This window comes from Streptomyces sp. NPDC006529 (assembly GCF_040611795.1).
GTDB lineage: Bacteria > Actinomycetota > Actinomycetes > Streptomycetales > Streptomycetaceae > Streptomyces.
Genome location: NZ_JBEXPB010000034.1, coordinates 24,673 through 37,642, shown reverse-complemented (window position 1 = coordinate 37,642; position 12,970 = coordinate 24,673). Strand labels below are relative to the sequence as shown.

At 66.1% G+C, this 12,970-nt stretch carries 8 protein-coding genes; all 8 read right to left on the bottom strand.

The genetic code is table 11. The features are described 5' to 3' along the window. Positions 1-26: 26 nt before the first annotated feature. On the bottom strand, positions 27-3,926 hold the full coding sequence (locus ABZY31_RS22345) for a DNA-directed RNA polymerase subunit beta' (protein ID WP_356412961.1): 3,900 nt from the start codon (positions 3,924-3,926) through the stop codon (positions 27-29). A 97-nt stretch (positions 3,927-4,023) separates the two neighbouring features. Next, positions 4,024-7,506, bottom strand: coding sequence for a DNA-directed RNA polymerase subunit beta (gene rpoB, locus ABZY31_RS22340; RefSeq protein ID WP_356412959.1), 3,483 nt, complete (start codon positions 7,504-7,506; stop codon positions 4,024-4,026). A 553-nt stretch (positions 7,507-8,059) separates the two neighbouring features. Continuing rightward, complete coding sequence (rplL, locus tag ABZY31_RS22335; RefSeq protein WP_356412957.1) at positions 8,060-8,443, bottom strand: 50S ribosomal protein L7/L12; 384 nt, start codon at positions 8,441-8,443, stop codon at positions 8,060-8,062. A gap of 111 nt (positions 8,444-8,554) precedes the next feature. After that, positions 8,555-9,085 carry a 50S ribosomal protein L10 gene (gene rplJ, locus ABZY31_RS22330; protein ID WP_356412955.1) on the bottom strand — a complete coding sequence of 177 codons (531 nt, stop codon included), beginning with the start codon at positions 9,083-9,085 and terminating at the stop codon, positions 8,555-8,557. A 303-nt stretch (positions 9,086-9,388) separates the two neighbouring features. Beyond that, complete coding sequence (locus ABZY31_RS22325; protein WP_356412953.1) at positions 9,389-10,279, bottom strand: hypothetical protein; 891 nt, start codon at positions 10,277-10,279, stop codon at positions 9,389-9,391. Positions 10,280-10,496: 217 nt separating this feature from the next. Then, positions 10,497-11,225 (bottom strand): 50S ribosomal protein L1, encoded by a 729-nt coding sequence (gene rplA, locus ABZY31_RS22320; RefSeq protein ID WP_330332007.1) that lies wholly within the window; start codon positions 11,223-11,225, stop codon positions 10,497-10,499. 110 nt (positions 11,226-11,335) lie between these two features. Further along, a complete protein-coding gene (gene rplK / locus ABZY31_RS22315) occupies positions 11,336-11,770 on the bottom strand; it encodes a 50S ribosomal protein L11 (RefSeq protein WP_283452383.1) in 435 nt (144 codons plus the stop codon). A 182-nt stretch (positions 11,771-11,952) separates the two neighbouring features. After that, positions 11,953-12,909, bottom strand: a complete 957-nt coding sequence (nusG, locus tag ABZY31_RS22310; protein WP_356412951.1) for a transcription termination/antitermination protein NusG — start codon at positions 12,907-12,909, stop codon at positions 11,953-11,955. Between the last annotated feature and the right edge of the window lie 61 nt (positions 12,910-12,970).

The window sequence follows — 12,970 nt, the reverse complement described above, 5'->3', positions numbered from 1 at the left end:
CCTACTGCCTACTGCGGTACCGCGACTCAGCCGTTGTACGGGCCGTAGTCGTAGTCCTCCAGCGGGACGGCCTGGCCGGAGCCCGTGCCGAACGGCGAGTAGTCGATGTCGTCGTAGCCGACGGCCGAGTACATCGCGGCCTTGGCTTCCTCGGTCGGCTCGACCCGGATGTTGCGGTAGCGGGACAGACCCGTACCGGCCGGGATGAGCTTACCGATGATGACGTTCTCCTTGAGGCCGATCAGGGAGTCGGACTTGGCGTTGATCGCCGCGTCCGTCAGAACCCTGGTCGTCTCCTGGAAGGACGCCGCCGACAGCCACGACTCGGTCGCGAGCGAGGCCTTGGTGATACCCATCAGCTGCGGACGGCCGGAGGCGGGGTGACCGCCCTCGGTGACCACGCGACGGTTCTCGGTCTCGAACTTCGACCGCTCGACCAGCTCGCCCGGAAGCAGCTCCGCGTCGCCGGACTCGATGATCGTCACGCGGCGCAGCATCTGCCGGATGATGATCTCGATGTGCTTGTCGTGGATCGACACGCCCTGCGAGTTGTAGACCTTCTGGACTTCGCCGACCAGGTGGACCTGGACCGCGCGCTGACCGAGGATGCGCAGCACGTCGTGCGGGTTGGTGGCACCCGCGGTGAGCTTCTGGCCCACCTCGACGTGGTCACCTTCGTGCACGAGGACCTTGGCGCGCTTGGAGATCGGGAACGCCGTCTCCTCGGCACCGTCGTCCGGCGTGATGACGATCTTCTTGGTCTTCTCGGTCTCCTCGATCCGCACGCGGCCGGCGGCCTCGGAGATCGGGGCGACACCCTTCGGGGTACGGGCCTCGAAGAGCTCGACGACACGCGGCAGACCCTGCGTGATGTCGTCACCGGCCACACCACCGGTGTGGAAGGTACGCATCGTCAGCTGGGTACCGGGCTCACCGATGGACTGGGCGGCGATGATGCCGACCGCCTCACCGATGTCGACCAGCTTGCCGGTGGCGAGCGAGCGTCCGTAGCAGAAGGCACAGGTGCCGACCGCGGACTCACAGGTCAGGACCGAGCGGGTCTTGACCTCCTCGACGCCGTTGGCGACCAGGGCGTCGATCAGGACGTCACCGAGGTCGACGTTGGCCGGCGCGATGACCTTGCCGTCGATGACGACGTCCTCGGCCAGCATGCGGGCGTAGATCGAGGTCTCGACGTCGTCGGCCTTGCGCAGGACACCGGTCTCGTCCCGAACGGCGATCTTGAGCTTCAGACCGCGCTCGGTACCGCAGTCCTCCTCGCGGATGATGACGTCCTGCGAGACGTCCACCAGACGACGGGTGAGGTAACCCGAGTCGGCGGTACGCAGGGCGGTGTCCGCCAGACCCTTACGGGCACCGTGCGTGGAGATGAAGTACTCCAGAACGGTGAGGCCCTCACGGAACGAGGCCTTGATGGGACGCGGGATGGTCTCGTTCTTCGCGTTCGACACCAGACCACGCATACCGGCGATCTGTCGCATCTGCATCATGTTTCCTCGGGCACCCGAGTCAACCATCATGAAGATGGGGTTCGTCTTGGGGAAGTTCGCGTTCATCGCCTCGGCAACCTCGTTGGTCGCCTTGGTCCAGATCGCGATGAGCTCCTGCGTGCGCTCGTCCTTGGTGATCAGGCCGCGCTCGTACTGCTTCTGGACCTTCTCGTCCTGCTCCTCGTAGCCCTTGACGATGGCCTTCTTGGCCTCGGGCACGACGACGTCGGAGATGGCCACGGTGACGCCCGAACGGGTCGCCCAGTGGAAGCCCGCCGCCTTCAGGTTGTCGAGCGTCGCCGCCACGATGACCTTGGGGTAGCGCTCGGCCAGGTCGTTGACGATCTCGGAGAGCTGCTTCTTGCCCACCGAGTAGTCGACGAACGGGTAGTCCTCGGGCAGCAGCTCGTTGAAGAGCGCGCGGCCCAGGGAGGTGCGCAGACGGAAGCTGTCGCCCGGCTGGAACTCCTGCTCGCCCTCTTCCGCTACCGGCGGCACCCAGCCGCGCGGCGGGATGGTGCCCACCGGGAAGCGGATGTCGACCTGCGACTGGAGCGCGAGCTCGCCGTTGTCGAACGCCATGGTCGCCTCGGCCGTGGAGCCGAACGCGCGGCCCTCGCCCTTGGTGTCACGGAGGTCGCCGTCGGTGGTCAGGAAGAACAGACCGAGGACCATGTCCTGGGTCGGCATCGTGACCGGCCGGCCGTCGGCGGGCTTGAGGATGTTGTTCGAGGACAGCATCAGGATGCGGGCCTCGGCCTGCGCCTCCGCGGAGAGCGGGAGGTGCACGGCCATCTGGTCACCGTCGAAGTCCGCGTTGAACGCGGTGCAGACGAGCGGGTGGATCTGGATGGCCTTGCCTTCGACCAGCTGGGGCTCGAAGGCCTGGATGCCGAGACGGTGCAGCGTGGGCGCACGGTTCAGCAGCACCGGGTGCTCGGCGATGACCTCTTCGAGCACGTCGTAGACGACCGTACGGCCGCGCTCGACCATGCGCTTCGCCGACTTGATGTTCTGCGCGTGGTTCAGGTCGACCAGGCGCTTCATCACGAACGGCTTGAAGAGCTCCAGCGCCATGGCCTTCGGCAGACCGCACTGGTGCAGCTTCAGCTGCGGACCGACGACGATCACGGAACGCGCGGAGTAGTCCACGCGCTTGCCGAGGAGGTTCTGGCGGAAGCGACCCTGCTTGCCCTTGAGCATGTCGCTCAGGGACTTCAGGGGGCGGTTGCCGGGACCGGTCACCGGACGACCACGACGACCGTTGTCGAAGAGGGCGTCGACGGCCTCCTGGAGCATGCGCTTCTCGTTGTTCACGATGATCTCGGGGGCACCGAGGTCGAGAAGGCGCTTCAGGCGGTTGTTGCGGTTGATCACGCGGCGGTACAGGTCGTTCAGGTCGGAGGTCGCGAAGCGGCCACCGTCCAGCTGCACCATCGGACGCAGGTCCGGCGGGATCACCGGCACGCAGTCCAGCACCATGCCCTTGGGGCTGTTGCTGGTCTGCAGGAACGCGGAGACGACCTTGAGGCGCTTGAGCGCGCGGGTCTTCTTCTGGCCCTTGCCGGTACGGATGATCTCGCGGAGGCGCTCGGCCTCTTCCTCGAGGTCGAAGGACTCCAGGCGCTTCTGCAGCGCCGCGGCACCCATCGAACCGTCGAAGTACGTGCCGAAGCGGTCACGCAGCTCGCGGTAGAGCAGCTCGTCGCCCTCGAGGTCCTGGACCTTGAGGTTCTTGAAGCGCGACCAGACCTCGTCCAGACGGTCGATCTCGCGCTGCGCACGGTCGCGCAGCTGCTTCATCTCGCGCTCGGCACCCTCGCGCACCTTGCGGCGCACGTCGGCCTTCGCGCCCTCGGCCTCGAGCTCGGCCAGGTCGGTCTCGAGCTTCTTGGCGCGGCCTTCGAGGTCCGCGTCGCGGCGGTTCTCGATCTGCTGGCGCTCGACGGAGACGTGGGCCTCCAGCGACGGGAGGTCGCGGGTGCGGCGCTCGTCGTCCACGAACGTGATCATGTACGCGGCGAAGTAGATGACCTTTTCGAGGTCCTTCGGCGCGAGGTCCAGCAGGTAGCCAAGACGCGACGGAACGCCCTTGAAGTACCAGATGTGGGTGACGGGAGCGGCGAGCTCGATGTGGCCCATCCGCTCGCGACGCACCTTGGCGCGCGTGACTTCGACGCCACAGCGCTCACAGATGATGCCCTTGAAGCGGACACGCTTGTACTTGCCGCAGTAGCACTCCCAGTCCCGGGTCGGACCGAAGATCTTCTCGCAGAAGAGTCCGTCCTTCTCGGGCTTGAGGGTGCGGTAGTTGATGGTCTCCGGCTTCTTGACCTCGCCGTGGGACCAGGTTCGGATGTCGTCCGCGGTGGCAAGGCCGATCCGCAGCTCGTCGAAGAAGTTGACGTCGAGCACTGTGCGTCAATCCCTCTTTCGGGGTCGAGTCTCAATCATGGTCTGAACGGTCCCGGGGATGACGGGGGGCTCTTGAGCGAGCCCCCCGTCAGGCCCGTCAGACCTCTTCGACGCTGCTCGGCTCACGCCGGGACAGGTCGATACCGAGCTCCTCCGCCGCGCGGAAGACGTCCTCGTCGGTGTCGCGCATCTCGATGGACATGCCGTCCGAGGACAGCACCTCCACGTTGAGGCAGAGCGACTGCATTTCCTTGATGAGCACCTTGAAGGACTCGGGAATGCCCGGCTCGGGGATGTTCTCGCCCTTGACGATGGCCTCGTATACCTTCACGCGGCCGGTGACGTCATCGGACTTGATGGTCAGCAGCTCCTGGAGGGCGTAAGCGGCGCCATAAGCCTCGAGCGCCCACACCTCCATCTCACCGAAGCGCTGGCCACCGAACTGCGCCTTACCACCCAGCGGCTGCTGCGTGATCATCGAGTACGGACCGGTCGACCGAGCGTGGAGCTTGTCGTCGACCAGGTGGTGGAGCTTGAGGATGTACATGTAGCCGACCGAGACCGGCTCCGGGAACGGCTCGCCGGAGCGGCCGTCGAACAGGTGCGCCTTGCCGGAGGGCAGGACCAGGCGGTCGCCGTCGCGGTTCGGGATGGTGTGCTCGAACAAGCCGGTCAGCTCGTCCTCGCGGGCACCGTCGAACACCGGGGTGGCGACGTTGGTGCCGGGCTCGACGCGGTCGGCGCCGATGGCCTTCAGCCGCTCGGCCCACTCCTCGCCGAGGCCGGAGACGTCCCAGCCGCGGCTGGCGAGCCAGCCGAGGTGGATCTCCAGGACCTGTCCCGGGTTCATTCGGGACGGGACACCCAGCGGGTTCAGGATGATGTCGACCGGCGTGCCGTCCTCAAGGAAGGGCATGTCCTCGATCGGAAGGATCTTGGAGATGACACCCTTGTTGCCGTGGCGGCCGGCGAGCTTGTCACCGTCGGTGATCTTGCGCTTCTGGGCGACGTAGACGCGGACCAGCTGGTTCACGCCCGGGGGAAGCTCGTCGCCCTCTTCGCGGTCGAAGACCCGGACGCCGATGACCTTGCCGATCTCACCGTGGGGGACCTTGAGCGAGGTGTCGCGCACCTCGCGGGCCTTCTCACCGAAGATCGCGCGGAGCAGGCGCTCTTCCGGGGTCAGCTCGGTCTCGCCCTTGGGCGTGACCTTGCCGACCAGGATGTCGCCGGCGACGACGTCCGCACCGATGCGGATGATGCCGCGCTCGTCGAGGTCCGCGAGGACCTCCTCGGAGACGTTCGGGATGTCCCGGGTGATCTCCTCGGGGCCCAGCTTGGTGTCACGGGCGTCGACCTCGTGCTCCTCGATGTGGATCGAGGAGAGGACGTCGTCCTGTACGAGGCGCTGCGACAGGATGATCGCGTCCTCGTAGTTGTGACCTTCCCAGGGCATGAACGCGACGAGCAGGTTCTTGCCGAGGGCCATTTCGCCCTCTTCGGTCGCCGGACCGTCGGCGAGGACCTGCGCCTCGATGATGCGGTCACCCTCGTTGACGATGACCTTCTGGTTGACCGAGGTGCCCTGGTTCGAGCGGGAGAACTTCGCGACGCGGTACGTGGTGTACGTACCGTCGTCGTTCGCGACGGTGATGTAGTCGGCCGAGACCTCCTGGACGACACCGTCCTTCTCCGCCTTGATCGAGTCACCGGCGTCGACGGCGCAGCGGTACTCCATGCCGGTGCCGACGAGCGGCGCTTCCGCCTTGATGAGCGGAACGGCCTGGCGCATCATGTTCGCGCCCATGAGGGCGCGGTTGGCGTCGTCGTGCTCCAGGAAGGGGATCATCGCGGTCGCGACGGACACCATCTGGCGCGGGGAGACGTCCATGTAGTCGACGTCGTCACCGGCGATGTAGTCGATCTCGCCACCACGACGGCGGACCAGCACGCGGTTCTCGGTGAAGCGCATCTCGTCGCTCAGGCCGGCGTTGGCCTGGGCGATGACGAAGCGGTCTTCCTCGTCGGCCGTCAGGTAGTCGACGTCGTCGGTGACGACGCCCTCGACGACCTTGCGGTACGGGGTCTCGACGAAACCGAACGCGTTGACGCGGCCGTAGGACGCGAGCGAACCGATCAGACCGATGTTCGGGCCTTCAGGCGTTTCGATCGGGCACATGCGGCCGTAGTGCGACGGGTGAACGTCTCGGACCTCGAAGCCGGCCCGCTCACGGGACAGACCACCCGGACCGAGCGCCGACAGGCGGCGCTTGTGGGTGAGACCCGACAGCGGGTTGTTCTGGTCCATGAACTGCGACAGCTGGCTGGTGCCGAAGAACTCCTTGATGGAGGCGACGACCGGCCGGATGTTGATCAGGGTCTGCGGCGTGATCGCCTCGACGTCCTGCGTGGTCATGCGCTCGCGCACGACGCGCTCCATACGAGCCAGACCCGTGCGGACCTGGTTCTGGATGAGCTCGCCGACGTTGCGCAGACGACGGTTGCCGAAGTGGTCGATGTCGTCGGTCTCGACGACGATCGGACGGCCCGACTCGCCCACCGTCTCGGTCTCGCCGGCGTGCAGCTTGACCAGGTAGCGGATGGTGGCGATGACGTCGTCCGTCGTCAGCACACCGGCATCGAGCGGCTCGTCGGCGCCGAGCTTCTTGTTGACCTTGTAGCGACCGACCTTGGCGAGGTCGTAGCGCTTGGGGTTGAAGTAGAGGTTCTCGAGCAGCGTCTGCGCGGCCTCACGGGTCGGCGGTTCGCCCGGACGCAGCTTGCGGTAGATGTCGAGCAGCGCGTCGTCCTGACCCTGGGTGTGGTCCTTCTCCAGGGTGGCGCGCATGGACTCGTACTCGCCGAACTCCTCCAGGATCTGCTCGGTGGTCCAACCGAGAGCCTTCAGGAGAACGGTGACGGACTGCTTGCGCTTGCGGTCGATGCGGACACCGACCATGTCGCGCTTGTCGATCTCCATCTCCAGCCAGGCACCCCGGGACGGGATGATCTTGGCGGAGAAGATGTCCTTGTCGGACGTCTTGTCGATGGAGGAGTCGAAGTAGACACCGGGGGAACGGACGAGCTGCGACACCACGACACGCTCGGTGCCGTTGATGACGAAGGTGCCCTTGTTGGTCATCAGCGGGAAGTCGCCCATGAAGACCGTCTGGGACTTGATCTCGCCAGTCTCGTTGTTGGTGAACTCGGCCGTGACGAACAGCGGCGCCGCGAACGTGAAGTCGCGGTCCTTGCACTCGTCGACGGAGTTCTTCGCGGGTTCGAAACGGTGGTCGCGGAAGGTCAGCGACATCGACCCGGAGAAGTCCTCGATCGGCGAGATCTCCTCGAAGATCTCTTCCAGACCGGACTTGGTGGGGACGTCCTGTCCGCTCTCCAAAGCCGACTCGACGCGAGACTTCCAGGCGGCGTTACCGAGCAGCCAGTCAAAGCTTTCGGTCTGCAGCGCCAGGAGGTTCGGAACCTCGAGAGGCTCCTTGATCTTTGCAAAGGAGATGCGCAGCGGGGCGGTGCTGGCACCGTTGTTCGTATTGGTCGAGGCGTTGCGCGAGGCGGCCAAGAGGGGGTCCTTCCGAGGGCTCGGACTCACTACGCGCGTACCGGTCCCAGCTGACACAGAAGACGAACTTCCCCTATCCGGTCCAAAGAACCAGGTCAGGGTGATCAGTCAGGTGTGCTCTAGCGTAGGTATGCCCCTGGCGACGGGCAGGGGGCAGCTAACAGGCAGCGCAAAGGGTCAGTGTAGCCACTTGGCTCACTGATGTCCAGACCAGCCTTCTGGAGTCCGGCAACAGGCCTTCCCCTTGTTGGTAATGCTGCGGCCCTCGCACACAGAGCGCGTATCAGTACTGCCCTCTTTGTAACCGATCCATGCCTCGGGATACGGATCGGCTGGTCCAAGCTGGCAACGGCTCTGAGAATTGCGCGCCGCGTGCCGTTCGTCAAGGCCCCCTGCTCCGTGCGGATCATCACCGGGCCCTGTCACGGAGCAACGAAGATCACCCTACTCCCCAACGAGACCAGGGCAAATCAGGCACCGCGGGTACGCCGAAGGGCGACCACCCTTACGGGTGACCGCCCTTCGCAGAGGCCCTGTGAGGGCCTCAGAGGTGTTACTTGACCTCGACGCCGGCGCCGGCGGCCTTGAGGGACTCGGCAGCCTTGTCAGCGGCCTCCTTGGCGACCTTCTCGAGGACGGGCTTCGGGGCGCCGTCCACGAGGTCCTTGGCCTCCTTGAGACCCAGGGAGGTCAGCTCGCGCACGACCTTGATGACCTGGATCTTCTTGTCACCGGCGGAGGTGAGGATGACGTCGAACTCGTCCTGCTCCTCGACGGCGTCGGCAGGCGCGCCCGGGCCGGCCGGACCGGCGACGGCGACGGCCGCGGCGGCGGTGACGTCGAACTTCTCCTCGAACGCCTTCACGAACTCGGAGAGCTCGATGAGGGTGAGCTCCTCGAACTGGGCGAGCAGGTCTTCCTGGCTGAGCTTCGCCATGATGGGCGATCCTTCCACTTAATTCGGCAGGTGCCGGATGTATTGAGAGGCGGGCGTAACGGCCCGCTACGACCCACGCACTAGGCGGCGTGGATCAGTGCGCGAGCCGAATTACTCGGCACCGCCCTGCTCGGCGAGCTTGACGCGAAGCGCTTCCGCGGTGCGGACGAACTTCGACGGCAGCGCCTGGAAGAGCGAGGCAGCCTGAGACTGCTTGCCCTTGAACGCGCCGGCCAGCTTGCTGAGCAGAACCTCGCGGGACTCGAGGTCCGCAAGCTTCTTGATCTCATCGGCGGTCAGCGCCTTACCGTCAAGGACACCGCCCTTGATGATGAGGTTCGGGTTCTCCTTGGCGAAGTCACGCAGGCTCTTCGCCGACTCCACCGGGTCACCGGTGATGAAGGCGACCGCGGTCGGACCAGTGAACTGGTCGTCGAGCGCGGTGATCCCGGCCTGGTTGGCCGCAATCTTGGTCAGCGTGTTCTTCACCACGGCGTACTGGGCGTTCTCACCGAGCGAACGACGCAGCGTCTTGAGCTGCGCGACGGTGAGACCCCGGTACTCGGTCAGCACGGCGGCGTTCGAGTCGCGGAACTGGTCCGTGAGCTCGGCTACCGCGGCAGCCTTGTCGGGCCTTGCCATAGAGCGTCGGCCTCCTTCCGGGTGATGAGGACCGCTCAGAAGGGGCTAAAACGAAAACGCCCCGGCACAGGGCTCGGGGCGTGGCTCAACCGGAACGAGTTCCGGGAACTTTGCTCTGAACACCTGCGCAGGTCGTTCGCAGCTAGCGAATCCTTCGGCCGCCGTCCTCTTGCGAGCACGGCAACGACCAGCGGTCTTTGGCTTCTCCGGAAGAGTACGTGAACCACCCGATGCGGAGCAAATCCGCTCGGGGCACCGCCTCGACGGCGCCCCGGGCGGTGGCCCCCGAAGCGGCCTCGCGGGTCAGTAACCCAGGCCCTTCAGCTTGTCGTCGGTCTCTTTCAGGCTCTTGTCGACGTCCTTGAGGGTGTCGTCGACACCCTTCATGACGTCGTCGAAGGCCACCGTGTCCTCCGCCGGCGGCGCCTGGACCGCGGGCGTCGTGCCGAACCCGGAGAACTTCGCCGTGGTCTTGGACGGTCCCGCGTCCCCGCTCGCCGTGACGGTGTCGACGCGGACGGGGTAGCCGTCCTTGCTGATCCAGAGGTCGATCTCCAGCGACTTGACCTCCTGGACCGACTCGTGGAGGTACTGGCGGTTCTTCTCCTCCATGACCTTGCTGGAATCGTCCGCCTTGACGAGGTCCGCGTGGGTGAGGACGGCCTTGTAGTGCTCGGTGTCCACGCCGTCGAGCCGCTCCGACGCGACGTGCTTGAGGCCCTGCTGGCCCAGGGTCATCGCGAGGTACTCGGCCGGGTCCTCGTTGAGCCGGACACCGGGCTTGCCGTCCTTGGAGAGGTTCATCTTCATCCAGGACTTGCCCTGTACGGGCTTGTCCGACTTGGTGTAGACGAGATCGCCGATCATGATCGACCGGGCGGCCGGCCTCTCACCCTTGATCATGACGTCGTGGCTCGACGGGTACCAGCCCTTGGAGCCGGACTGGGTCGAGGTCTTGCCGTCGGCCTCGACGGTCGACAGCTCCGCCTTGGCGAACTTGGCCGCCACCGTCTTGAGGTAGGCCGCCTTCACCGCCTCCGCGGGCGTCCGGGCCTTCGCCTCACCACCCTTGGACCCGGTGGTCCCGCCCTTGCCCGCGTCGGCCTCGTCGCCGCCACAGGCCGTAAGGCCGCCCACGAGCAGTGCGGCGCCCGCCAGGGCGGCACCCGTTCGCGTCCAGACAGCCTTGTTCATCTCGTACTCCCCGTAAAAAAGTAAGATCTCGTTCGCGCGCGACCACGGCGGGACCCCCGTCCCCGGCATGATCGTTTGATTGAATCTTTACCCTATCGGGCGCTTGGATGATCTCTTCATGAATTTCGGGGCGGAACGCGAGAACGGGCCTCGCTCCCCCTGTGCAGGGAGAACGAGGCCCGTTCGGGCAACCAGCGGGCCGTCAGGCCCGGCCAGGTCAGACCGCGGCCGGGTCTTCCTCGACGAGGAGGTTCCGGGTGCGGTTCTGGTCCAGGATGATGCCGGGGCCCATCGTGGTGCTCAGGGCGGCCTTCTTGATGTAGCGGCCCTTCGCGGCGGACGGCTTCAGACGCAGGATCTCGTCCAGGGCCGCGCCGTAGTTCTCGACGAGCTGCTCATCGGTGAAGGAGACCTTGCCGATGATGAAGTGCAGGTTCGAGTGCTTGTCGACGCGGAACTCGATCTTGCCACCCTTGATCTCGGTGACAGCCTTGGCGACGTCCATCGTGACGGTGCCGGTCTTCGGGTTCGGCATGAGGCCACGGGGACCGAGCACGCGGCCGAGGCGGCCGACCTTGCCCATGAGGTCCGGGGTGGCCACAACGGCGTCGAACTCGTTGAGGCGGTTGCCCTTCGCGATCTCGTCGATCAGCTCGTCGTTGCCGACAATGTCGGCGCCGGCGGCTTCCGCGGCCGCTGCACGGTCACCGGTCGCGAAGACCAGGACCCGGGCGGTCTTGCCGGTGCCGTGCGGGAGGTTCACGGTGCCACGGACCATCTGGTCGGCCTTGCGCGGGTCGACACCCAGGCGGAAGGCGACCTCGACGGTGCTGTCGAACTTGGTCGCGGAGGTCTCCTTGGCGAGACGGACGGCCTCGAGCGGGGCGTAGAGCTTGTCCCGGTCGACCTTGGCGTCCGCAGCGCGGAGAGTCTTGCTGCGCTTCACTTCTGCTCCTGTTTGCAGATACACCATGCGGCTTCCGCCGCCTGGCAGGGTGTGGAGTCGTGGTGCGGACCAGCGCTGGTCCTACCACTGGGGGCGTGCGAGGGGCTGGATCAGCCCTCGACCGTGATGCCCATCGAGCGGGCGGTGCCGGCGATGATCTTCTCGGCGGCGGCCAGGTCGTTGGCGTTCAGGTCGGGCATCTTCAGCGTGGCGATCTCGCGGACCTGGGCGCCGGTGAGCTTGGCGACCTTGGTCTTGTGCGGCTCGCCCGAGCCCTTCTCCACACCCGCGTGCTTGAGGATGAGGCGCGCGGCCGGGGGGGTCTTCGTCACGAAGGTGAAGGAGCGGTCGTCGTAGACCGTGATCTCCACCGGCACGACCATGCCACGCTGCGACTCGGTCGCGGCGTTGTAGGCCTTGCAGAACTCCATGATGTTGACGCCGTGCTGACCGAGCGCGGGGCCGACCGGCGGCGCCGGGTTGGCCGCACCGGCCTTGATCTGGAGCTTGATGAGCCCCGTGATCTTCTTCTTCTTGGGAGGCATTGCTCTCTCCGGGTCCTGTGAGAGTTTTTCGCCGCCAACCGGTCATCCGGATGGAGGCATACCGCACCACGATAACGGGTATCAGGGCGGGGCTGAAAACCCAGCAGGTCAGACCGCCCTTTTCGGGGCGATCTGACCTGGCTGGAAGCGTGTGTCAGAAGGGCTGGACCGGCGGGACCGGATCAGTTCTTCTGGATCTGGTCGAAGCTCAGCTCGACCGGGGTCTCGCGGCCGAAGATCTCGACGAGGCCCTTGACCTTCTTCGAGTCCGGGTTGATCTCGTTGATGGTCGCCTGGAGCGTGGCGAACGGGCCGTCGGTGACGGTGACCGAGTCGCCGACCTCGAAGTCCAGGACCTCGATGGTGCGCTTGACGGCGGGCGCGGGCAGACCGGCCTCTTCCGCGGCCAGCTTGGCGGCCTTCTCCTGCGCCTCGGGGGCGAGCATCTTGACGATCTCGTCGAGGGTCAGCGGGTACGGGTCGTAGGCGTTGCCCACGAAGCCGGTGACGCCGGGGGTGTTGCGGACGACGCCCCAGGACTCGTTCGTCAGATCCATGCGGACGAGAACGTAACCGGGCAGCTTGTTCTGCCGGACGTTCTTGCGCTCGCCGTTCTTGATCTGGACGATCTCTTCCTCGGGCACCTCGGCCTGGTAGATGAACTCCTCGACGTTCAGCGAGACGGCGCGCTGCTCCAGGTTGGCCTTCACGCGCTTCTCGTAGCCCGCGTAGGTGTGGATCACGTACCACTCGCCGGGCAGCAGGCGCAGTTCGTCGCGCAGGGCCTGGATCGGGTCGACCGGCTCGGCGGGCTCTTCGGCCTCGGCCTCCGCCTCGTCGGTGACCTCGGCGTCCGCGTCGCCGGCTTCGGCGTCCTCGGCCTCGGCGTCGTCCGCGTCCACCTCGTCGGCGTCGTCCTCGACGGCCTCGGCGTCTTCGTCGGCGGCGTCTTCGTCAGCCTCGGCGGCCTCGGCGTCGTCCTCGACGTGCACGGCGGCCTCTTCGGCCGCGACACCGGCCTCGGCGTCGGCGATCTCGGCCTCGTCAGGGTTCGCAGCGTCCGCCGCCTCGACGATGTCGAGCGCGTCCTCGACGGACTCGACGGAGTCGGGGCTCGCGTTCAGGTTCGGGTCAGACACGGTGGCTGCTTCTTCCTGGATACAAAATGGGGTGGAACATGCGAAAACGGGCGGCACCCAT